The organism is Synechococcus sp. CB0205, assembly GCF_000179255.1.
Taxonomy (GTDB): Bacteria; Cyanobacteriota; Cyanobacteriia; order PCC-6307; family Cyanobiaceae; genus Vulcanococcus.
This window is the reverse complement of sequence record NZ_ADXM01000022.1, coordinates 42,180-63,906: the sequence shown is the minus strand read 5'-3', so window position 1 is coordinate 63,906 and position 21,727 is coordinate 42,180. Positions and strand designations below refer to the sequence as shown.

General features: G+C 61.6%; 18 protein-coding genes. 12 read left to right on the top strand and 6 right to left on the bottom strand.

Going from position 1 to position 21,727, the window contains the following annotated elements:
• Together CB0205_RS14205 and CB0205_RS0103430 are read right to left on the bottom strand one after the other, a co-directional pair.
• Window positions 1–930 carry a hypothetical protein gene (locus CB0205_RS14205; protein WP_010314358.1) on the bottom strand — a complete coding sequence of 310 codons (930 nt, stop codon included), beginning with the start codon at window positions 928–930 and terminating at the stop codon, window positions 1–3.
• Complete coding sequence (locus tag CB0205_RS0103430) at window positions 927–3,335, bottom strand: glycosyltransferase family 4 protein (protein WP_010314355.1); 2,409 nt, start codon at window positions 3,333–3,335, stop codon at window positions 927–929. The genes CB0205_RS14205 and CB0205_RS0103430 overlap by 4 nt, the downstream gene beginning before the upstream one ends.
• A 51-nt stretch (window positions 3,336–3,386) precedes the next feature.
• On the opposite strand from CB0205_RS0103430, the gene CB0205_RS0103425 reads away from it, so the two are divergent.
• The 7 genes from CB0205_RS0103425 (at window position 3,387) to CB0205_RS0103395 (ending at window position 11,434) form a co-directional block, all read left to right on the top strand.
• On the top strand, window positions 3,387–5,036 hold the full coding sequence (locus CB0205_RS0103425; protein WP_010314353.1) for a hypothetical protein: 1,650 nt from the start codon (window positions 3,387–3,389) through the stop codon (window positions 5,034–5,036).
• Window positions 5,033–5,992: a glycosyltransferase family 2 protein gene (locus tag CB0205_RS0103420; protein ID WP_010314351.1), complete on the top strand. Its 960-nt coding sequence runs from the start codon at window positions 5,033–5,035 to the stop codon at window positions 5,990–5,992. The genes CB0205_RS0103425 and CB0205_RS0103420 overlap by 4 nt, the downstream gene beginning before the upstream one ends.
• Complete coding sequence (locus tag CB0205_RS0103415) at window positions 5,992–7,035, top strand: glycosyltransferase (RefSeq protein ID WP_010314349.1); 1,044 nt, start codon at window positions 5,992–5,994, stop codon at window positions 7,033–7,035. The genes CB0205_RS0103420 and CB0205_RS0103415 overlap by 1 nt, the downstream gene beginning before the upstream one ends.
• Window positions 7,032–8,237, top strand: a complete 1,206-nt coding sequence (locus CB0205_RS0103410) for a glycosyltransferase family 4 protein (RefSeq protein WP_010314347.1) — start codon at window positions 7,032–7,034, stop codon at window positions 8,235–8,237. Before CB0205_RS0103415 ends, CB0205_RS0103410 begins: the two co-directional genes overlap by 4 nt.
• On the top strand, window positions 8,237–9,202 hold the full coding sequence (locus CB0205_RS0103405) for a glycosyltransferase family 2 protein (RefSeq protein ID WP_010314345.1): 966 nt from the start codon (window positions 8,237–8,239) through the stop codon (window positions 9,200–9,202). The genes CB0205_RS0103410 and CB0205_RS0103405 overlap by 1 nt, the downstream gene beginning before the upstream one ends.
• Window positions 9,154–9,861, top strand: a complete 708-nt coding sequence (locus tag CB0205_RS0103400) for a bifunctional 2-polyprenyl-6-hydroxyphenol methylase/3-demethylubiquinol 3-O-methyltransferase UbiG (protein WP_010314342.1) — start codon at window positions 9,154–9,156, stop codon at window positions 9,859–9,861. Before CB0205_RS0103405 ends, CB0205_RS0103400 begins: the two co-directional genes overlap by 49 nt.
• Before the next feature lie 367 nt (window positions 9,862–10,228).
• Entirely contained in the window at window positions 10,229–11,434 is a 1,206-nt protein-coding gene (locus CB0205_RS0103395; RefSeq protein ID WP_029626088.1) for a hypothetical protein, read from the top strand.
• Here the strand turns inward: CB0205_RS0103395 and CB0205_RS15240 are convergent.
• Window positions 11,376–12,275 (bottom strand): glycosyltransferase family 10 domain-containing protein, encoded by a 900-nt coding sequence (locus CB0205_RS15240; RefSeq protein ID WP_156797799.1) that lies wholly within the window; start codon window positions 12,273–12,275, stop codon window positions 11,376–11,378. The genes CB0205_RS0103395 and CB0205_RS15240 overlap by 59 nt on opposite strands.
• A gap of 107 nt (window positions 12,276–12,382) precedes the next feature.
• Here CB0205_RS15240 and CB0205_RS0103380 point away from each other — a divergent pair, with 107 nt between their 5' ends.
• From CB0205_RS0103380 to CB0205_RS0103360, 5 genes are all read left to right on the top strand, one after another.
• A complete protein-coding gene (locus CB0205_RS0103380; protein ID WP_010314336.1) occupies window positions 12,383–13,804 on the top strand; it encodes a lipopolysaccharide biosynthesis protein in 1,422 nt (473 codons plus the stop codon).
• Window positions 13,805–14,983 carry a glycosyltransferase gene (locus tag CB0205_RS0103375; protein ID WP_010314334.1) on the top strand — a complete coding sequence of 393 codons (1,179 nt, stop codon included), beginning with the start codon at window positions 13,805–13,807 and terminating at the stop codon, window positions 14,981–14,983.
• Window positions 14,984–15,049: 66 nt separating this feature from the next.
• Window positions 15,050–15,859, top strand: a complete 810-nt coding sequence (locus CB0205_RS0103370; protein WP_010314330.1) for a glycosyltransferase family 2 protein — start codon at window positions 15,050–15,052, stop codon at window positions 15,857–15,859.
• Window positions 15,859–17,049, top strand: coding sequence for a glycosyltransferase family 4 protein (locus tag CB0205_RS0103365; RefSeq protein WP_010314328.1), 1,191 nt, complete (start codon window positions 15,859–15,861; stop codon window positions 17,047–17,049). Before CB0205_RS0103370 ends, CB0205_RS0103365 begins: the two co-directional genes overlap by 1 nt.
• The gene (locus tag CB0205_RS0103360) at window positions 17,046–18,125 is read left to right on the top strand and encodes a glycosyltransferase family 4 protein (protein ID WP_010314325.1); all 1,080 of its coding nucleotides are present in this window, start codon (window positions 17,046–17,048) and stop codon (window positions 18,123–18,125) included. The genes CB0205_RS0103365 and CB0205_RS0103360 overlap by 4 nt, the downstream gene beginning before the upstream one ends.
• Here CB0205_RS0103360 and CB0205_RS0103355 read toward each other — a convergent pair.
• From CB0205_RS0103355 to CB0205_RS0103345, 3 genes are read right to left on the bottom strand one after another with little or no spacing between them, the layout of a single operon-like run.
• Window positions 18,083–19,294, bottom strand: coding sequence for a glycosyltransferase family 4 protein (locus CB0205_RS0103355; protein ID WP_156797795.1), 1,212 nt, complete (start codon window positions 19,292–19,294; stop codon window positions 18,083–18,085). The genes CB0205_RS0103360 and CB0205_RS0103355 overlap by 43 nt on opposite strands.
• Entirely contained in the window at window positions 19,291–20,418 is a 1,128-nt protein-coding gene (locus CB0205_RS0103350; RefSeq protein WP_156797793.1) for an SGNH/GDSL hydrolase family protein, read from the bottom strand. The genes CB0205_RS0103355 and CB0205_RS0103350 overlap by 4 nt, the downstream gene beginning before the upstream one ends.
• Window positions 20,415–21,650, bottom strand: a complete 1,236-nt coding sequence (locus CB0205_RS0103345; RefSeq protein ID WP_083797893.1) for a sugar transferase — start codon at window positions 21,648–21,650, stop codon at window positions 20,415–20,417. Before CB0205_RS0103345 ends, CB0205_RS0103350 begins: the two co-directional genes overlap by 4 nt.
• Between the last annotated feature and the right edge of the window lie 77 nt (window positions 21,651–21,727).

Genomic DNA, 21,727 nt, shown 5'->3' with positions numbered 1-21,727 from the left:
TCAGCGCACCCCCAGCAGCCGCAGGGCTTTGCGGCCCTTGCGCAGCAGTTCAGCCCGGCGACTGCGCCGATACAGGCGCGCAAAGGTGTCGGCGTCCCGGCGCCGGTCCGCCTGGATCACGGTTGGATGGCGCAGCGGAACAGACACCGTGCCCCGGGGTCCCAAGGGGGAACGCTCATCGAGGGTGTGGGTGGCATCGGCATCAAAGCCAATGTTCTCGGCTAACTCCAGCGCCGGGATCACGGTCAAGAACCCCTGCTGCCAGCAGCTGAGCTGCCAGATCATGTCCCAGGTGTCGATCTGACCTTGGGCGAGGGCCTCGAGCCAGCCGCCCCATTTATGAGCGAAGGCGCGGCCCCCCAGCTGCTCGAGCCAGCCGCCCTCCCGAAACACCGGCCAGCCTGTGAGATCGCGGTCGTAGCACTGCCAGGCCCGGCGCCAGCTGGCCCAGCCCCAGCAGTGGCTGTAGATCGAGAAGCGATAGCTGCTGCCATCGGCCGGGGGCCGGCGCTGATGGTTGTTGGCTGCAATGGCCCCCACCCGGGTGTCATGGCGGTAGTGCTCCAGCAGCTCCTGGCAGTAGGGGAAAAAACTGGGATCAACCAGGATGTCGTCCTCAAGAACAATCCCCTCGCTCTCGCGCTCAAAAAACCAATCCAGCGCAGCGGTCACCCCGGAGCGGCAGCCCAGATTGCTCGGTTGAAACAGGCGCTCCAGCTGGCAGGGCCAATCGATGCCCCCCTCAGGCGCCGGCGCTAACAAGGCGCGAACCGCAGCGCAGCGCTCGTCTTCGCCGGCACGCGTCGCGCGGGGGCCATCGCAAGCCACATAGAGCCGCTCGGGCTGGAGTTCTCTCAGCACTTCAAGCACCCGGGCCGTGGGCCCCGGGCGGTTGAAGGCGATCAGCAACACCGGAACCGCAAAGCTCATGGCGCCAGCAGCAGATAACCCAGCCAATACCCCGCCGACATCAAAGCGGAGAGGGCCAGCCAGAGCTTGAGAAGCCAACTGCGAGAAGCCAGCAAGGCCAGCAGCGCCAGGCTGGCCAGATCAATCCAGACCCGGGTGTAATCGGGGAAGCGCGCCAGGATCTGGGTCGAGGTGCAGAGCGCCGGGAGCAAATAAAGGGCCGAAGCCAGGCGCAACCAACGGCCGCCCCAGCCGCGCCAGGCCGCGAGTACCAGCACCCCAAGGGTGCCCAACCAAAGGCCAAAGCAACCGGCGTCAAACAGCCGCTCCAAACCGCCGGGTTGGAGGTCGGCCAGCGGCCTCAGTCCCAGGAGCTGCAGACCTTTCTGAAGGGCACCCTCCAACGGGAAGCCGAAGTGAACGCGGGCCAGGGCCCCATCGGGCACGGCAGCAAACCGTCTCGTCAAGTTGCCAGACCAGAGCAGCAGCGGCAGCGGCACCACCGCCAGCGGCAATAGCCAACGCCAGCGCCGCTCCCGCAACGCTGTCAAACCACTCGCAGCCCAGGCGATTAGACCGGTCTCCCGGGTCAGACTGGCGGCGATCAAACTGAGCCAGTGGGGCAGCAGACGCGCCTGACGGGCTGTCAGGGCAGCAGCGAGCAGCAGGGTCGTCGCCAGCAAATCAGCAGTGGTCAAGCTGAGGGTGATCCAGTAGCCCGGCAAAGCCAAGACCGCCAACCCCCAGCCCGCTGAACGCTGCTGCAGCTGGGCCCAGGCCGCCACCAAGGCCGCCGCACAACCCATACAGACCACGTTCAGCAGGCCCAGGGTCCAGACGATCAGCTGGGGTTGCCCCAGTCCGCTCAAATAAGCCAACAGCGGATAGAGCAGGCGTTTACCCCGATAGATCGGATTGTCCAAGGCCTGACTGCTGCCTGCATCCAGTTGCCATGGATCCAGGGCGAGACTGAGAAATTGCTGGCCGTCGTTGCCGCGCTTTCCCGCCAAGCGCACCACGGGTTGATCCGCCAACCGGGGCGAAATCGGCAGCTGATCACCCACCCGAGCCAGGCCGGTGGGATTGCCTCCGTACTTGCCGAACACCAACAGCGCCCAGACCAACAGGGCCATCAGGCCCGCCAGCACCCCCACGGCCTTGGGGCCCAGGGGCGCCTGCCCCCCTTTCAGCCAGCTCTTGAGAGTGGGCCAACTGGGCCAGCCCGGGATGCTCAAGCCCTGACCCCAGACCTGACGCAACAAGCGTTGCTCATGGGCCCAAGACGTGGAGGGTTCTGGAGGAGCGGGCTCCTCACCAGAAACCAGTTGCTGCATCAAGTCCTGCCAAACGGCAGCGACGGCTTGGACAGCAAAGCGCTCCTGGCAGCTGTGCTGTCCGCCCTGCCCAAGCTCCCAAGCCCAGCTGGGCTCCTGCAGCAACGCAATGCAGTGATCCGCCAACTGCTGATCGCTGCTGGCCAGCAAACCGCTTTGACCGTCCAGAACGGTTTGGGCCAGGGCATGGCGGCGCGGCGCCACCACGGGGATGCCGCAGGCGTTGAACTCAGCGGCACTCAGGCAGAAGGTTTCATCGCGGCCACTGGGGTTGACCACCCCAACTGCGACCTGATCAAAAGCGTCGTAACGCTCCAGGCCGCTGCGGCCTTCAAAGGAGACCCGATCGCCATAGCCGCCCCGCTCCAACAGGGCCAAGCAGTGCCGTTCGTAGGCACTCAGACTGGTTGAGCGGGCGCCGCCATAGAGATCCGCTCCACCAAAGACCCGCAGCTGGGCCTCCGGGCAGGCGCGGGCGATGCGCGGCCACTGCTGCGCCAGCCGATCAAAGGCCTTAAAGGGCGTGATCGCTCCCACATAGGCCAGGTCCTTAGCCGCCGCGGCCTGCTCCAAACTCCGGGGTTGGCGCCAGGCCGGCGGCACCGCCACGGGGTTCGGGATAACGACCGCCCTTTGGGCCAGCCGGCTGTGTCGGAAAAAATCCAATTGGGCGCCGCTGACCAGTACCCAACACCACAGGGCCGGCAGAGCCTCGTAGCGGGACTGGTCATGGCAGCCCAGGTTGTGTAACCAGGCGATCAGTGGCAAAGGACTGGTTTCAAGCGCCTGCCAATCGGACCGATCGGTAAAACCAGGGCGAAACACCAAAGCCTGGCGGCCGCCGTCCCCTGCGGTCTGAACAGCAGTCGCCAAGGAATCGACCACTGCCGTGCAGGAGGTAGGGATGCCCTCGATTGACTGGGTAGCCGTCAACAACAGCAGCGGCTGCAGCGGACCCTCTGCTGCGAGCTGAGCCACGACGGCCAGGAAGGCAAACTCGGTGCCCCCGATGCCGGGATTACCCAGCCGTGGATCGCTGAGACCACCCCGCTCGGCGATGCCCCGGTTGTCGAGGAAAAAGGCAAGCCGCATAGGCCCCACAATGGCAGGGTCTGCCGAAAGCACATGCGCTGCAGGGGCCTGATGGGGGCAGCGGTGGCACTGGCCGTGCTGATCTGGCTGCCGCTGGGGCTGGCCGGCGTCCCCTTGGACACCCCAGACGGTTTTTTGCACCTGGGTTGGGCGGTGGGCTGGGTCAAACAACTGCAGCAGGGCTGGCTCTGGCCCACCTGGAGTGATCTGCCCTGGGCCGGTGCGGGGAGCAGTGCACTACTGATCTACCCACCCCTGTTTCGCTGGTTCGTGGGGCTGCCACTACTGCTGGGGCTTCCCCCCGATGACGCCCTAGCCACAGGCCTTCTGCTCCTCCTGCTGCTGCACAACGGCGGGGTCGCTGCACTCGCCATCCACTGGCTACAGAAGTCACGCTGGCGCTGGGCGCTGCTGATCGCCGCCAGCCTGAATCCCTACCTCCTTATCAACATTTATGTGCGCGGGGCCTGGCCGGAAGCCCTGGCTCAAGCCCTGCTCTGGTGGCTGGCCTTGGGGTTTTTAGGGCTGCAGCAACGGCGGCCCTGGGGCTGGCCGCTCGCGGGTCTTGCGCTGGCCGGCATCGCCTTGAGCAACTGGAACGCCGCCCTGTTGACCGGGGTGGCTTGGGGGCTAGCGGGCTTGCTGCTTAGGCGCAAAACCTGGCTCTGGAGCGGCGCCCTGGGGGCCGGACTGGCGATGCCCTTTTGGTTGCCAGCGCTTCAGGCTCTGCCATCGGTTCGCCCCCCCATCCCTGCGGGCCTGTTGCCAGGGGAATTTTTTGCGGACATCGATCTGGGATACCGAAGCTTTGCGGCGCTGCTCTGGATCCAAGCGGTGGCGATTGCCCTGCTGCTGCTCTGGCGCTGGCTTGGCTGGCGGGGCACCTCCTCTCTGGCCCGCTGGGGTGCTCTATTAGCGCTCGTCTCTCTGCTGATGAGCCTCTCGATCAGCGCACCGATCTATCACTGGCTCCCAGCGCTACAGCGCATTCAATTTCCCTGGCGCTGGCTCAGCCTGGGCTGGTTTGGTGCCCTGCTCTGGTTCGCATCGGCCAGCGAGCAACCCCAGCGCACCAACCGAACCCGATCTGCGGCCCTCGCAGTGACCGGCCTGGCGGCGGCTGGATGCTGGTTCGATGGGCTCTGGCGCTTTCGCAGCAATCTCTGGGGCCATGCCCCGAGCGCCAGCGAGCGGATGGCCCTGCGCACCTTGCTGAGCTGTGATCCCCTGACACCCTGCTCAGCAGGCGTGGCTGGGCTGCCAAAGGAGGGGGAGCTGGCCAAACGCTTTGTGGCCCTGCCCGATGGCCGCATTGCCTTGAGCGGTGTACCGGATTACAGCCCTGCCGAGGTGCCTGAGGCGTCCTGGAACAAGCGGCTGGCCATTTTTTGGCTGCCGGCCTGGCCGCAAACACGTTGGGCTGAATGGTCTGGGCAAGGAAGGGTGACACTGCTGGAACGCACGCCCCGCAGCCGGGTACTTCAGGTGAACGCCACCAGCGCCGGCCGGCTACGAATCATGCAGTGGGCCCACCCCAGCTGGCGGGTCCAGGTCAACCGCGGCCAAGGCTGGAGCGCTCCGCTGCCGGCGGGAGGGCGAGATGGCCAAGGTTGGATCAGCATCAAGCTCCCGGCCGGCCGCTCCCAGGTGGCCTTGAGCTACGGCCAGCTGCGATCAGGGCCCGTACGATCCCGGCCATGAACACCGCCGCAGCCCGCCCCCCTCGGCCGCTGATCAGCGCGGTAGTTCCCTTTTTGAACGAGGCAGCAACTCTGCCAGTCTTGTTTGCGGAACTGGAGCAGCAACTGGGGGCCCTGGGTCTGCCCTGGGAGCTGGTGTTGGTGGATGACGGCAGCCGCGATGAGTCACTCGAGGTGGTGCGCTCCCAGCTGGAGCAACGCCCTCAATTGAAAGCGACGGTGCTCAGCCTCTCGCGCAACTTTGGCAAGGAGGCGGCCCTGACCGCTGGCCTGCAGGCCAGCCGTGGCGATGTGGTGGTGCCCCTCGATGCCGACCTGCAGGACCCCCCCGAGCTGATCGGCGCCATGCTCGAGCAATGGCGGCAAGGCTTTGATGTGGTCTATGCCGTGCGGCGGCGGCGGGCGGGCGAGAGCAACACCAAACGCTTGACGGCTTTTGGGTTTTATCGGCTGATGGGACGGCTCAGCAGCACCGCGATCCCCGCAGACACCGGCGACTTCCGTCTGATGGATCGCTGCGTGGTCGAGGCCTTACTGCAGCTGCCGGAACGAAGCCGCTTCATGAAGGGCTTGTTCGCCTGGGTGGGATTCCGCCAAAGCGCCATCAGCTACGACCGTGATGCCCGCCAGGGCGGCAAAAGCAACTGGAACTACTGGAAGCTCTGGAACTTCGCCCTCGATGGCATTACCTCCTTCAGCCGAGTGCCCCTCCAGGTGCTCAGTGGCAGTGGCGTAGCCATTGCATTCCTGGCGCTGCTCTACGGCGGCTGGATGGTGCTGCGCACATTAGTCTTTGGCATCGATCTCCCTGGCTATGCCTCGTTGATGACCGCCGTGCTGTTCCTCGGGGGCGTTCAACTCATTGGCCTTGGGATGCTGGGGGAATACCTCGGCCGGGTCTTCGAAGAGGTGAAAGCCAGGCCGCTCTATTTGGTTCGAGAGCGCTGGGAACAGTGATGGCCAAACGACTGCCCCTACTCCTCATTGCCGACACCAGCGTCCCGGAGGCGCTGGGCAGCAAGTTTCTGCGGGGGGCCCAGCAGGCCGGCCTGGATCCCAAGCGCGACCTATTAGTGGCCTACACATCCCCGGCGCCGGCCTTCTCGCCGAGCATGGGGCGGTTGCGCGGGAAAGTCTTCTACCGCCTGGCGGATCGGCGCAGCTGGGAGTGGTGGGGCTTCCAGCGGAAGCTGATCGCACTGATCGAGCAGCACAAACCCAGGCTGGTGCTGGTCACGGGCATCTTGCCCCTAGCACCGCAGGTGTTCCAAGCCATTCGCGCATCAGGAGGACGGATCGTGAATTACCTCACGGACGATCCCTGGAATCCGATTCACCGGCGCCGCTGCTTTCTGCGCAACCTGAAGGACTACGACCACATCTTCAGCACCAAAGAAGCGCTGCGGCAGCGGCTAGAAGCGGCGGGCACCCTGAGCACCAGTTGGCTCCCTTTTGCCTACGACCCTGAACTGCATCACCCGATCGACTTCACCGATCCCGAAGCGGCCGATGTGCTGTTTGTGGGTACAGGCGCTGCAGAACGCCTGCCCTGGCTCGAGGCCTTGGCTGATCTGCCGGGGCTGCGCCGCCGCATCCACGGCAGCAGCTGGGAAGGCTTGAGCACACCGGGCTGGGAGAAGGGGCCAGCTGTGGTGGGGGAGGACTACTGCAAGGCGATGGGTTCAGCCCGGGTCGTTCTGGGGTTACTACGTCAGGCCAATGGTGACCTCTCGACGGATCGCTCCTATGAGATCGGGGCCATCGGAGGCTGCGGCCTCTACCAAGACACAAGCGAACACCGGGCCCTCCTGCAGAACTACCCCGATAGCGGCTTCTTCAAGGACCCAACAGAACTGAGAGCACGGGTCGAGGCTCTGCTCAGGGATCCAGAACGGCAAGAGCAGTTGCGGCAAGGAGGCGCACAGACTGTGCGCAGGCCACAGCACACCTACGGCGCCAGGCTGCGGACGATCCTGGAGTGGAGCCAGGCAAAGCCATGAAGATCACCATCGTCGTGGGGGGGCGCTGGCATGCCTTTGATCTGGCCCGGGAGCTACAACAAGCCGGTCACCTGCACCGCCTCATCACCAATTACCCCCGCTGGTTTGTAAAGCGCTGGGGAATCCCCAACGACAACGTCGTCAGCTTGCCGCTGACCTTCTGGGTGGTGAAAGCGATCTACAAGCTTGGCGGCGAGAGCTTGATGATGCGCTGCCAGTGGCATGTGCACCGCTGGTTTGCCCGAAGGGCGGTCAAGCACCTGGAAGGCAGCGAGTTAATCCACGGCTGGTCCCAGTGGAGCGAACCAAGCCTCGCCTGGGCAAAGCAACGGGGGATCCCAACAGTGCTGGAGAGATCCTCCGCGCACATCCTTGAGCAGAGCCGGCTGCTGAACGAAGAACATCGCCGCCTGGGCCTGAAGTGGGCAGCCACCCACCCGCGGATCGAAGATATGGAGCTACGGGAGTACGAGCTCTGCAGTCAGGTTGCGGTTCCGAGCCTGTTCGTGAAGCGCAGCTTTCTGGAGCGGGGCTGGCCCGCAAAGCGCCTCTTTCGCAACGCCCTGGGGGTCGACCTCAGCCGTTTCAAGGCTACGGAGCAAGCCCCCCGCCCACCTGAAGTGAGTGGTTTGAGGGTGATCTACGCGGGTTCACTGTCCGTACGTAAGGGAATCCCCGATCTGCTTGAGGGGTTTAGGCAAGCGAACCTTGCTAACGGCACCTTGACCCTGGTGGGCGGCGAGACCCCCGAACTGGAGGGTCTGCTGAAGCAGCAAAACCATCAGGTGCGATGCCTCGGTCACCTTCCCCAGGCCGAACTGGTGGAGCACTACGCCGCAGCGCACTGCTTTGTGATGGCCTCCATCGAGGAAGGGATGGCGATGGTGCAGATGCAGGCCCTGGCCTGCGGCCTACCGCTGATTTGCACGACGAACACCGGTGGCGAGGACCTGCTCAGGCTGCAGGGCAGCGGCTCAGTGCAACGTGACCATGACGTTGAAGAATTCCCCGCCGGTTATCTGGTCCCCATCCACCGTCCCGATGCCATTTCCTGGTGCCTGCAGGCACTCGCCCAAACCAGCAGCCTCTGGGAGCAGAAGCGTGAAGCCGCGCTGGACCTGGCACGAAGCGAGCTGAGCTGGAGTGCCTACGGCAAGCGCGCGATCGCCAACTACCAGGCCCTGCTCGAGGACAAGGGCTAATGGAAATCACGATCATCCTGCCGGTCTACGGCCGCTCGGGGCTGCTAGGCCCGGCACTGGAGAGCGTGCTGCAGTTGCAAGATCCAGGCTGGCAGCTGTTGATCGCCGATGACGGCTCTGACGCGGATACGCAAGCCTTCATCCAAAGCTGGATCGACTCTCAGAACCAAGACACGCGGGTGCGGTGGGTCAGGCGCCCCCAAAACCTCGGACTGTTCGGCAACTTGAACCGTGCCATTGAAGAGAGCAAAAGCGAGTGGGTGCTGCTGCTCTGCAGTGATGACCTGCTGTTACCCCATGCCATAGGGCGGATTCATGAGATGTGTGAACGCTGGCCCGATGCAGGACTGATCCTCTCGACCTATGAATCCATCAATGAGGACGGGAGTCCACGGCCGGCAGACAGCGCCTGGCACCACGACCAGGTGAGCCAGGAAACAGCGTTGGTGCCACCTGAGCGATTCGTGCCTGCACTGCTGCAGCTGGGGAGCTTGAACGGGAACCTCAGCGGGATGGCCTTCAGCCGCAGCCACTGGCGTGCAGCAGGCCCCTTCCTCGAAGACTGGCGCCATGCGGCGGATTGGGAATGGCTACTGCGGGCGAGCGAAAACCAGCCCCTCGTCCTGAACCGGGTGCCGATCGCGCAGGTACGGACCCATGAGCGCCAACTCTCCAACCGCAACCGTCGCAGCGGCCATGAATTACAGGAGGTGGCGTCTGTGGTGCAGCAATTACGCGAACACCCCCTATTAAGCGATGAACCACGTCGCCGCTGCTGGGCCGCCCACGTGATGCAGTTTCAGCTCTGGAACGTGTTGAAGCAATTCAGTCAAACGAGGCCCAAAGAGCTGACGCAAGGCCTAAAGGCCATCCACCAGGCCGCCGGCCTCCGGCAGACTGCCTGGACACTGCTTCGATGGCTGCCCGCACGATGGCGACGACTGCCGCGCACAAGCGCACGCTGATGGCCCAGCGCTCTGATGCGCGCCTCGCAGAGCTGATCGCCACTCGGATTCTGCCGAACTACACCAGCACAACGCTCCTGGATATCGGCTGCGGCGACGGGGTCGTTAGCAGGCATCTTCCAAGCCAATGTGAGTACACAGGCCTGGATATCAGTGATGCCTGCATCTACGAACAGCGCCACGACAATCCCAAGGTTCGCTATGTGCAAGCGGGTCAGATTCCTGACCTGATGCGGAGCGAAGGTCCCTGGGACACAGTGCTCTTGCTGGATGTCATTGAACACACCCGGCGCTTCACGCCACTGTTTGAGTTAGCCCTGACGCGCGCCAATCAACAGGTGGTCGTCAGCCTGCCGAATGAGCTCTTCGTTCTAGATCGACTCAGAATGCTGCGAGGACACGAGCTCAATGCCCACAGCCTTGATTTAGTTGATCAACCCGAGGGGTTCAAACACCAGTTCATCGTCAATATCGATAAAGCACGGTCTCTCCTGTCACAAAGAGCTGAGGCCTTGGGCTTCAACTTGACTGAGGAAATTCTGCGTCCTCTGATCAGCAAGCGACGCCTGGCCCAACCAGCCTGCTGGGCCTTACAGCAGCTGAGCTCCCCCCAACTCTGGAGCATGGGCAGCGTGTTCATTTTTCAGCGGCGTGCGTGAGTAACCCTCGACCCAGAAGAGCCGACCGGGATCGTCTGGACACCTTGCTCGGACCACTGCAGTGGTGCCTGACACCATGGGGAGCAATCGGCATCGGGATCAGCGGCTGGATCCTGACGGCGCCACTGAGTAGTGCTCCACTCGCGATTGGACTGTGCTGGTGGGGGGTCGTTCTTCTGCTGTGGGCCATCCAGCTTGAGCGCCCCTGGATCAACGTTCTTCCCTTCCCCCCCTCACGGTCCTAGCCCTGCATTTGTTCCTGCGGTGGGAACTCGGCGGAATGGTCCTTCTACTCAGCCGTAATGGCCCGGGCGATATCCAGGACTGGATTGCGCATGTCCATCAGGCACTCCCCCTGAATGCCGTGATGACCTCGGGGATCGTGCTTGGAGGCCTACTGAATTGGCCACTGATCCATCGGTCAAAAACTCCCGCTTCCGCTGCCATCAACAACGACTCTCCTCAACGCGGTTTCAGCAGACAGCAGCTACTTCTCCTTGGCGCCATCACTGGTGTTGTGGCCGTTGGTTATGTAGCGGTTGGCTTTTTCGCGGGGACACTGGACCGCGGAGCGGCCTATTTCACTTGGGCCGGACGCTTCTGGCGACCAGACACCTTATTTTCTGCTGCGATCCGTCTTCGAGATCTCTATTTCATTGTTCTACCGCTGTTGTTGTGGCGCTGGCGCAGAAACCTGCTCATCGTCATGGCCTTTTTTCTTCCCACCGCAGCGAGCCTGGCGGCATCCGCCCTGCTTGGAGGACGCGGTCTTCTGCTGTACCCCGGATTGCTGACATTGGGTGGCCTGTGGCTGGCACAAGCCAATCCCAAACTCATGCGCTGGCTCATCATTGGACTCTGTGCTTTGGCGCTCAGTGCGATCGCTGTTTTACCCACCATGCGTCACAGCAACTCCTTCCAGCAGTCAACAACGAGCGATCTAATCACCAGGCTGGGAGCCCTACAAAACGGAACTGAAATCCTGAATTCCTCAGCTGCCATTCCCCTAATTGGTCGAGATCTTTATGCCTGGAGTGATCCCTATCTGTTCCGGGAACCCGGACTGAGTCAACGTCCAGCAGGATCCAAGCGGCTAGGGAATCTTCTCTTCCTTTGGGCACCGCAGGCCGTGATGCCCAATCGTCCGCCCATCAACGACGGGCATTTAATCGCCAAGGAAATCAAAGGTTCGCCCAGTGAGGGGACCCAGGATGGTCGGCACATCTGGTTTCCGGGTGTGAGCTTAAGCGCTGATCTCTACTGGCGCTTTCGCTGGCCTGGGGTTTTGCTTGGAAGCAGCATCTTCGGCCTTCTCTATGCCTACTTTTGCCGCGCCTGGTATCAACTGGCCGCCTTAAACCGGAGCACGGCCACAACCCTGATCGCGCTGTTCCCGTCAACCTTTCTTCAAGGCCCCCCGCTCAGATCCCTCTCTGAGACGGCCTGGAATTGGTTCTATGAGTTTCCAAAATACGTTCTCATTCTCGCTGCGATCACAGTATTGATTGAATTTGTCAATCGGCTCTGGCCTGGTCGAGCACCAAGCGCAGAAAATCAACCAACCGATCAATAGCAACTGGCGCAGTCAACAAAGGAGTCTCAGTGAGCTCTGAAAGACGCCGCGAGCAGGCAAGATCTTCAGCCAAACCCGCAGCAACGCCTCCCGAAAGATAATTATACAAATTCAAGAATGACCTCGGATTAAAATCAACCTCCGCAAGTCGGTCGACATATCCAATCGGAATCGCTCCACAGGCGAAGCTCTCGGGAATTTTCTCGGTGTAGTACCCCGGAGCGATCGCATTTTCTGGGCAGAGATTAAAACGATAACCACTCAGCAACTCCCGCTTCGTGAAGTTCGAGCGGGTATGGTCAGCGATCGAAGAATCAAATGCTCGACCGAAGCCATCGACTGGCAAAGCACGGTCAACCTCGCGCCACAGATAGCGACGCTGATCATTGAGATAGGACGCCAAAAATGCGGCCCGTTGTTCACCAGAGTGATTCCAATCCAGGGGCCGAAGCAACTGCTCCTGCTTGAGCGGCTCACCCAGGCGAATCCATTGAGCAGGTGAAGGAATCCCATCAGCACTGAAGTCAACGTAATTCCACCAGTGGGGCATGCGCTGATAGCACAGATCTCCCACCCTCAATTCGTGTCCCAGGCCAAAATCGCAACCCGACTGCTCAAAGTTTTGATAGTTCTCGGCGAACGGATTCTCGGAGCTCACATGCAGCCGTAAAGGTCGAGCCGGCTGCCGCCAAGGGCTGTTAATGCGCTCTCGCCACTGCAAACCGCGGTTCAACCAACGGCGCCGCGCGCTGCCATCAGCGAACGGGCCACGAATCAGCAAGTCATGCGGCTCAGTTCGTGACACCAGCTCAAACCTGCAGAGCGTGCCAAGAACCCGCATGACCAGATCCGTGCTGGCAAAGCTGGGGTAACAACCCTCAAGTGCGAGCCGAAGGGGACCCAAACGTTTGAAATCAAGAGTCGGCCGTAAGTTAAGGGCATGAATTGATGGCGACCCTGCAATCCAGTCTTCGTCAGGGTGCTTGGCACCTGCTACGCGGATCTGTTGTAGGTCGCGCTTTGGGCTTTGCGCTCAACCTCTGGTTAAGCCGCAGCCTTGGGCCGGCTGGGCTAGGCCTCTTCAGCCTGGTCCTGACGACGAGTCAAACCTTTGAGCTCACTGCTCGAGGGGGGGTTGATTACGGACTGAGCTGTGCCCTCACTGGAGAGGGAGCCAAGGAATCTGCGCAAACCAAGGGCAGCCTCGCCGGGTCGGCCATCCAGCTGGTTCAGCTGAGCACGCTTGGTCTTGCGCTGGCGCTTTGGCTTTGGGTCATCCCGCTGCAGGGACTCCTACCCAGCGACCTCAGCTTGAGTCGCAGCGCCCTGGCACTCGCCCTGGTCGGCATCGCCAGCCTGGAGAGTCTTGGCGGGCTTCCTTGGGATCTCCTGATCATCGCCGGCGCCACAAAACTGGTGGCTCTTCGACAAGGACTGTTCTCCCCGCTCAAGCTGCTGCTCGCCGCCATCGGGGCGGCCTTGGGCGGCGTTGCAGGAGCCCTGATTGGTTACGGACTGATGAGTGGCCTGCAGCTGGTCTGGTTGAGACAGAGCTGCCGTCAACTCTGGCCCTGGCCACATCGCTGGCAACCGGACTGGCCCGAAGCCTGGAGGTTGATCAGAAGCGGCATCAGCCTGTATGGCTCGAATGCTTTGGCGGCCATGGTGTTTTTACCACTACTGGCGGGCGTTGCCCAGGCGGAAGGAGTGTCCGATGTGGGCTTCCTCAGGGTGGGGCAGCTGATCGTGCAGGTCTTCACCTTGCTTCCAGGAGCCCTAACGCCTCTGCTGTTCCTGAGGCTCAGGGCAACAACGGTTGAATCCCAGCGCAGCGAGAACACCGAACTCTCGCTGCGGCTGATCTGGTGGCTGGGCTTAGCCGCACTGCTTGGCTACCTACTCATCGACAAACCACTGGTCCAACTGTTTTTTGGAGACTCCTATCTGCCCTCCATCCAGCCAACCCGTCTCTTGGTTCTGATGGCCGTCTTGGATTCGGTCAACCAGGTCTTGCACACACCCCTTCTGGCCAGCCAACGCACACGCCTGTTTGCCATCGCTCAGAACAGTGGAGCGGTGCTGGCGGCCCTGCTGGGCTGGTGGCTCATCCCAACGAGCGGCCTGCAGGGCTTTTTAGCTGCCAAGCTTTGTTTTTCCGTCGTACCTGTCGCGATCTACCTGAGTGAGGCTTGGAGACGCTTCATCCAGCCGAGAATGGTGATTCGGCTGCTGCTGGCCACGGCGGCGGTGACCCCCCTCTGTTGGTTGTCCGATCCCAATCCCCAGTGGTCGATGCTCTGCGCTTTTGGTGTCGCGATCATCCTGACCATTGAAGGCAGGCCACTGCTGCAATTGCTGCCGCGACGTTGAATGCGGATCCTCCACGCCATGCCTGTTTATGCCCCGGCATGGCAGTACGGGGGGCCGGTTCTGAGCGTGAGTCGGCTCTGCGAAGCCCTAGCAGGCAAAGGCATTGCCGTTGAGGTCATCACCACCAATGCCGGCCTCAGTGATTTGCCCTTATCTGAACTAGGCCGACCGATCATGCGGAATGGGGTGCCAGTGACCTACTACCCCGTCGACCACGCCACCGGCCCCATCCAGTCCAGACGCCTGGTGCAATCCCTCTCGAGGGTAATGGCTCGTGCGGACCTCCTACACCTCAGCGCCATCTGGCAACCCTTGGGAATCCCCATCCAGAGAGAGGCGATCCAACAAGGGGTCCCCATCCTTCACACCCTGCGCGGGGCCCTTGGCCCCTACTCCCTGGGCCAGCGCTGGTGGAAAAAACTGCCCTACTTCCTGGTGCGCGAGCGGCCTTACCTGCAACAGGCCGCAGGCCTTCATGTCACCAGTGAGCAAGAAGCAAACGAACTCTGGCCCCTAGCCCTACGGGCACCACGTTGGTTCCTGCCCAATCCGATGGACCTGGATCAGCTGCACCCCAACCCTGGTCTGAGACAGCAGTGGCGCCGGCAATTGGGCGTGCACTCCAATCACCCACTTCTCCTGATCTGCGGACGGCAGCATCACAAAAAAGGCTTGGATTTATTACCCCCGGTGCTGTCTGCACTCCGCGACAAGCCATGGCAACTCCTCCTGTTAGGAGGGGACGAGGATGGCAGTGGTCAGCAACTGATCCAGCAACTCCAACGACGGGGATTAGGGCAGAGAGTCATCGAACACCCCACTGTGCCCGCCGCGGAATTGGGAGGGGTCTACAACGCAGCGGATCTGCTGCTGCTGCCAAGCCGCCATGAAAACTTTGGCAATGTTGTGCCTGAAGCTTTGGCCTGCGGCTGTGCGGTGGCCATCAGCGACCGCACCGGCGTCGGAGTGGATCTACAGCGCAGCGCACCTCAGGGATTCGGCGCCGTGCTGCCTCGACGATGCCGCGACTGGATCCAATGGCTTGGGTGGTGGCTGGAGGACGCACCGCGCGCCAGCCTTCCAGTCAGCCAATGGGTCGCACAGCACTATTCACAATCGGCCGTTGCCGATCGCGCGATTGAGCTCTACCAGCAGATCCTGCAAACTCAGCAGGGTTGAGCAGGTCATCCCCTGACGCGTTCGTCCGCTATCCCCCAACCAACCGATCCGACCGGCCTGGCCGCGGTGGTCCTGTGCCTGAACGAAGCCGATAACCTGCCCCGCTGTCTGGCCTCACTGGCTTGGTGCGACGAGCTTGTAGTGGTGGATTCCGGCAGCACTGATGGCAGCCAGCAGATCGCCATCGAGCTTGGAGCACAGGTGTTCGAGCATCGCCAAGCCGGGCGCTTCCTGATTAGCGAGCAACGCAACTGGGCCCTTGAGCATGCCGAACTCAGCAGCCCTTGGGTGCTGTTCCTTGACGCGGATGAAGAGATTGGTCCTGACTGCCGAGAAGCCATCCAAACCAATTTGGATGAATCAAAAGACCTCGACGGCTTTGAACTGACCCCCCGTTACTGGTTTTTGGGACGGTGGTTAAAACGAACTCAGAACTATCCCAACTGGCATCCTCGGCTCGTGCGCCGCGGCCATCTTCGTTTCGAGGGAGGGGTCTGGGAAAACTTTCCCGCGGGGTCTACCGTCGGCCGCATTGCCCAGCCCTACGAGCACTACGCCTTCAGCAAGGGGATCGATGATTGGTTAGAGCGGCATCGACGCTATGCCGACTGGGATGCCGAAACGATCTGCAGTTACTTGAGCTCAGGCAACCGACAAGCCTTCGGCACGAGGCGGGCCTTGAGGCTCCGTCAGTTCACGGCCCTGCTTTGGCCTGTCAGACCCCTGCTTCGCTTTGGCCAGAAGTACCTGCTCCAGCGTGGGTTTCTGGAAGGGTGGCAAGGGCTCTTGTTCTCGTTACTGATGGCCGGATACGACCTGATCACGGTCATCAAGGTGATTGAACGGCGACGACAGCAACGAGGCCTGCCGCTGTGATGCCTGCTTTGCGCAAGCCAAAACGGCTCCTACTGATCAGCGAGCACTTTGAGCCCAGCACTGGGGCCACCGCTCAGCTGATGACCGACCTTGCTGAGGGGCTCCATCGTCGTGGCTGGAGCGTGACGGTTCTCACCGCCACACCAGGAGGCGCTCTGAACGTTCCGGTGCAACGCCTCGGTGGCCGGAGTGGTGTAGCCATCGGTGTGACCGCCAAGGTCCTACGCGGTGCCCGCTTTCTCCTGGGCTCTCTGCTCTGGTGCCTCTGGCATGGACGCCGCGGGGATGGGGTGTTGATCGTGTCCAACCCTCCTTTCATCGGAATTCTTGGACCCCTACTGCAACTGAGCCGGCGACTGCCCTACGTCTTCGTTTTTCAGGATCTCTTTCCGCGCTCAGCCGTTCTCAGCGGCGTTCTTCCCGCGGCTGGCCCTGTGGCCCTGGTTTGGCGCAGCCTGATGCAGGAGGTATGCAGACACTCCGCCACGACGGTGGTGCTCAGCCAAGCGATGGAAGAGCGGCTACGACGCGATCTTGGCCGCGAGCTGCCACTAGAAGTCATTCACAACTGGGCTGTCGAGCGTGGCCTATCCGGACCGCGAGCGCAGAACGCCTTTGCCAAAGAACAAGGGTTTGAAGACCGCTTCACCCTGCAGTACTCCGGGAACTTCGGCCGCCTCCATGATCTCCTCACCCTGCTCGAAGCTGCTCGGCTGCTGCAGGACACAAGGGTGATGTTTGTCTTTATTGGCGGAGGGGCCAAGGGAGGACAGATCGAGGCCTATCAGCAAGGATTTGGGCTCAAAAACGTCCTGCAGCTGCCCTATCAACCCAGACAGCGTCTTCCCGAAAGCCTGAGCGCCTGTGACCTCTCCGCCATCGGCTTGATTCCAGGCGCGGAAGACACCGTTGCTCCGAGCAAGTTTTACGGAATCTTGGCGAGCGGTCGCGGGGTTGTACTCATCGCGCGGCGCAGCTGCGATCTGGCACAGCTGGTGCTGCGCGAAGGATGCGGGATCGTCGTTGAACCTGGAGAAGCCGCTGAATTGGCCGAGCGACTTCGGGCTCTCAGCGAAGCACCTCAAGAGGTTGCCGCGATGGGAGAGCGCAGCCGGACGCTCTACGAACGCCAATTTGGCGTGGATCGATCGATCGATCGCTATGCCGCGATCCTGGAGAGGTTGGCGTGATTTTGCTTCTGAGCTTCGACGTACAGCGCCGAGGCGGCATTGAGCGCTTGAGTCTTCAGGTCCAACAAAGCTTGAAGCGGCAGGGACAGCAGGTCGTCCTGCTGACCCCACGCCCGCTAACTGCGGTTCCAAAACTTGGACGCCTGCTCGGACGCTTCCGTTTCGTCCTGGCTCTGGCCTGGTACCTACCGCAAGCCTCCCAAGTGTTGTGCATGCATGCCCTCCTGCTTCGCCCCCTTGGCTGGCTCAGATCCCTAAGACGCAGGCAGCAAAGCCTGCATTGCTGGATCCATGGCATCGAGGTCTGGGGGAGCGCGCTCACAGCTGTCAAAGGCGATCTACTGCGCTGTCAACAACTCATCGCCAGCAGCCGGTTCACACGGGACCGCGTTTTAGAACAGACCGGAGCATGGCCAGCAATCCATGTCGTGCATCCGATGGCGGATCTCATCGCCCCCTTCCAACCACTTCAGGCCCTGCCCGAGGGGCTGAGGTTGCTCACCGTGGCGCGCATGGACTCGCGTGAGCAGTACAAAGGGCATGACTTAATCCTCGAGGCCTTGCGGCAGCTCAAGGAACGCGGCTGCCTCAACCCAAAGCTGCAATGGAGGGTCGTTGGAGCGGGAGACGACCGCCAGCGACTGGAGTCAATCGCCCATGACTGGAGCCTCTCCCCGTGGGTTCACTTCCTGGGCAACCTGCCAGATCCCGTGCTGGAACAGGAACTCCGCACTTGCAGCCTCTTGGTGATGCCCAGCAGCTATGCCGTCCGTACTGACGGTCGAGCCTGTGGCGAAGGCTTTGGAATTGTCTACTTAGAGGCAGCCCAAGCCGGACGGGCCTCGATTGCCGGTCAACGCGGCGGACACAGTGACCTGATTGAAGACGGGACAAACGGCTGGTTGATCGAGCCTTGTCCAACCGCACTCGCTGATCGTCTGGAGTGGTGCATGACGCATCCAGAAGAACTCAGTCGGATGGGGGCCAACGCCCATCGGCGAGCCGTTCTGGAGTTCAGTGCCAGCAGCTTTGATCAGGCTCTGCAGCTGGCCTTCAACACAGCACTCACGGCCTGAGCGAGATCGCGAGGATGGGGCAACCCTCGGATCGGCTCCGGCGTAAATCCACGCGGATGCAGCGCTGCGAATCGCGACAGTGCCTCAGCCATCGCCGCAGCATCTTTCGACGCAAACACTGCTGAACCAGGGGGGGATGGGGCTGGAGCAGCCACTAAATCCCTGGCACTCCCGGCGTGGTCACTGGTGATCACTGCACAGCCAAATTGAAGGGCCTCGTTGACCACTAAGCCCCAGGTTTCCCCTTGCTGCGAAGGAAACACCAGCACGTCTGCCATGACGTAAAAAGCTCCCAGGGAGCCCTGATTTTGAAAGCCGAGAAAACGACATCGCCCCGGCAAAATTTCCCCTGCCTGCTCCTCAAACCGTTGCCGCAGCGGTCCGTCGCCGACTGCAAGCAAGCAGAAGCGTGAGCGAAGAGACTCGGGCAGCAACATCAACGCCTCGAGTAACAGCGAAGGGTGCTTGACCGCCGTCATCTTGGCGCTCCAGAGCAGCACCAGCTCTTGCCCTGAGAAGCCCTGCTCAAGGCGCAAGGCCGGGCGCTGGGGCATCCAAGTTCGAACCTGATCCGCAAAAAAATCAACATCCACGGAGTAACGCACAGAAGTCAGTGCCTGAGGCTTCACCCCCAGCCTGCGGAAGTGATCGAGAGAGTCACTGCCAATCGGGAAGATGTGATCAAACTGGCGATACCAGCGCTGAAGCAGAAGATCTTTGAACAGACTTTTCAGGCGACTGCGCTGGAAAGCCCGGTCGGTGCCATCCGCCCTTAGAAACAGCCGCTGACCTGACAACCTCAACAGCAACGTGACGGCTGTAATCCAAGCCGGGGTGTAAGCAAAAACCAACACCCGATCTGGTCGGAAGGTCCGCAACCGCTCTCGTGCCGCCCATGCCAAGGGCCATGCCACAGACCACCGACTCAGATCAGCCAAAGGCCGCTGGCTCATGAACAAATGGGGGAAACCCTCGGTCAGATCGCTGTCCCAGGCAAAGGCCACCCTGAAATCAGGATCCATACTTTGGCGTTGGCCATGATCACAGCCAAAGAGCACCAGCAGCTCAAGCTCAGGATCCGCCGCCAGCTCAGCAAAAACAGGACGGAAATACTGAATCGGATGGGTAATCAACACCGCTAAACGGCAGGGTCGCTGGGAAGCACTCACAGCTGACACAACCAGGGAGCAATCAGATCAGCAGCCAGCCGATGTCCGTTGGCGTTCCAATGTCCCTCCCCTGGGGACTGGCCTTTGAACCCATGCAACAGCAGCCCGGCTTGATCCGCTTGGCGTTGCAAATCGGGTGCGAGAGGCAAATAAGGAATCTGACGCTTGGCGAGTAAGGACCCCAGGCGCTGTTCCTGAGCGAAAGGCTGGGACGGTCGCTCACTCGCAATGGGCCACACCTGCTCAGGGGCAGAGGTGCTGATCACTGCAAATCGCGCCTGATCAGCCTGTGCCTCTGATGCCAAGGCAGCGATCAAGTGATCCGTCAGGCGCCAAGCCTGATCGGAAGCCACTGGGGTCCGGGGCACTTGAGGACGCACAGACTGACTCTGCTCCTGGTCTGGCTGAACACGGCTGGCCCAACGGTTTTTCGCCTCATTGAGCAGCTGCAGCAGACGACTGTGATTAACCAAGCCGTCGAGGGCGCGGCCAGGCAGTGACATCCTCCAGCGATAGGCCGCTGACTGACGAAAACCCTGGTCCACTACAAGGTTGTTTTGCGCATCGAGCACAAACACCGGACGATCAGAGCGAGAAATCGGCTCATTGTCCGTGAAGTCGTTGCCCGGGTAGACCACCAGCAAGACCCAATCAGGGCGGTAGCGCCGAGCCAGGTGCCTCCAGGTCAGCAACTGTTGACCCGTGCCATAGGCACCGACCCCAAAATTCAAGACCTCTACCCCAGCTGAATCCTTCCGACGCAGGGAGCAATGATCAGCTGAAGCCAGTCGTTCCTGAAGCTGCTGCACAAAGGACTGCTGCTCATCCACTTGCAAGGCCTCCGTAAACGAGTCCCCCAAGACCGCAATGCGCAACACCCTGGGTGCTGGAGATTGATCGACATCACGGCCCCGGAAACCAGCACGGTTGATCCGCACCTCACCACGACCTTCTCGCGTCCACTCCCCCTGAGCCCCGGGCCGCAGGGCAAAACCACGCACTGCATCCACCGTGTAGAAGGCTGGATAATTCAGCCCCGCAACACGCAACCCAACCTCAACAAAGACCAGGGATGCAGTGACTCCAACGGACAACGCCGCGACATTGGCAATCCAACGCTTCATCGCCGCCATGATGCAGGAACAAGCAAGATCAGAAGCGACGTTGCCAGCAAGCGCAAATCCAACAACAGGGAATGGTTACGGAGATAAAAGAGATCTCGGCCCAACTCCCACGCGACGGCATCCAGTTCCTCAGGAGGAGGGCCCGCAACTCTTCCCCAGCCCGTCATCCCCGGTCGCATCCACTGGCGTAATTCGGCCCCTGGGAAGCGCGCCTCGAGTTGTTGCATGGCTGCCAATGTCAGGGGACGGGGCCCCACCAAACTCATGTCCCCCCGCCAGACATTGATGAGTTGTGGAATGGCACTGAAGCGACCAGGGGCTTGAAAACGCAGTCTCTGAAAAGAATGGCCATCCCGCCCGCTGCAGAGATCACTAAATAGTCGTGGTTTCCACAGCCAACCGAATGGAACCAGTACGGCTAAAACAACCCCACTGACAAACACATCTGCCAGCCGCTTGAGCCGTGAACTTGGCCCGGTGCGGGCATGGCTGAAGGCCTCGACCCGGTCAGCCCAAACGGGGGGGACCAGAGCTGGAGGTAACCGCCGCAGAAACAACTCTGCCCAGCCCTGAACAGACAGCAAACGCACCCCCTGGTCTTGCCAGAGAATCAGAGTGCGGCGGTCCTCATCGGACAGATGGTGATCCCCGCTTATCACCACGCCATCGAGGTTCAGCAAACCCGGCAACGGCAGCGGCAAAGCCGGCATCCCTTGAACAGCGCGCCACTCCAGGCCGCAGGGGATGGCACATCCACCAGCCTCCATCGCCCTGGACAACTCACCACGCTCCCGTGACGAGACCAACATCAGCCACTGTTGCTGCGGCTGCCAGAGGTGGGCATTGACCTGGCTGAAGCGCAGGATCTGGGTCGTCAGAAACCCCAAGCCCAACACCGGGATCAAAAAGCCGCGACTCATCGTGTCCAACCAGGGCTGACCGCGCAGCCCGGTCAGCACCGCGGCCAGCGCAAAAACCGTGACTGCTGCAACCACACAGTTCCGCAACTGCCGTCCCACATCCAGTTGGTACCTGGCCAGTGCCGTGTAGGTGCCCAGCAGGTATTGAACAAACAACCAGGCGAGGATCAGAGCGACGGGACCGCGACTCAAGGTCGGCCACAACCCAAAACGCCAGTAATAGACAACGGTCCAGCTGAAGCCAAGCAGCACCGCCTCCGCCAAGGCAAAGCGAAGAACTCTTCGCGCTGAAAGGGGGGTCCGTTGTCCCATCAGCCCAACAGAGCAGAATCAGAAGGTTGCATCCGCCGAGGAACTAGCCATGTGGTGGCGCTCGCCTTGGCTGAGAC

Coding starts and splice junctions, on each gene's coding strand:
- CB0205_RS14205 (WP_010314358.1), bottom strand. CDS start 930: ATGAGCTTTGCGGTTCCGGTGTTGCTGATCGCCTTCAACCGCCCGGGG.
- CB0205_RS0103430 (WP_010314355.1), bottom strand. CDS start 3,335: ATGCGGCTTGCCTTTTTCCTCGACAACCGGGGCATCGCCGAGCGGGGT.
- CB0205_RS0103425 (WP_010314353.1), top strand. CDS start 3,387: ATGGGGGCAGCGGTGGCACTGGCCGTGCTGATCTGGCTGCCGCTGGGG.
- CB0205_RS0103420 (WP_010314351.1), top strand. CDS start 5,033: ATGAACACCGCCGCAGCCCGCCCCCCTCGGCCGCTGATCAGCGCGGTA.
- CB0205_RS0103415 (WP_010314349.1), top strand. CDS start 5,992: ATGGCCAAACGACTGCCCCTACTCCTCATTGCCGACACCAGCGTCCCG.
- CB0205_RS0103410 (WP_010314347.1), top strand. CDS start 7,032: ATGAAGATCACCATCGTCGTGGGGGGGCGCTGGCATGCCTTTGATCTG.
- CB0205_RS0103405 (WP_010314345.1), top strand. CDS start 8,237: ATGGAAATCACGATCATCCTGCCGGTCTACGGCCGCTCGGGGCTGCTA.
- CB0205_RS0103400 (WP_010314342.1), top strand. CDS start 9,154: ATGGCTGCCCGCACGATGGCGACGACTGCCGCGCACAAGCGCACGCTG.
- CB0205_RS0103395 (WP_029626088.1), top strand. CDS start 10,229: ATGACCTCGGGGATCGTGCTTGGAGGCCTACTGAATTGGCCACTGATC.
- CB0205_RS15240 (WP_156797799.1), bottom strand. CDS start 12,275: ATGCGGGTTCTTGGCACGCTCTGCAGGTTTGAGCTGGTGTCACGAACT.
- CB0205_RS0103380 (WP_010314336.1), top strand. CDS start 12,383: ATGGCGACCCTGCAATCCAGTCTTCGTCAGGGTGCTTGGCACCTGCTA.
- CB0205_RS0103375 (WP_010314334.1), top strand. CDS start 13,805: ATGCGGATCCTCCACGCCATGCCTGTTTATGCCCCGGCATGGCAGTAC.
- CB0205_RS0103365 (WP_010314328.1), top strand. CDS start 15,859: ATGCCTGCTTTGCGCAAGCCAAAACGGCTCCTACTGATCAGCGAGCAC.
- CB0205_RS0103350 (WP_156797793.1), bottom strand. CDS start 20,418: ATGAAGCGTTGGATTGCCAATGTCGCGGCGTTGTCCGTTGGAGTCACT.
- CB0205_RS0103345 (WP_083797893.1), bottom strand. CDS start 21,650: ATGGGACAACGGACCCCCCTTTCAGCGCGAAGAGTTCTTCGCTTTGCC.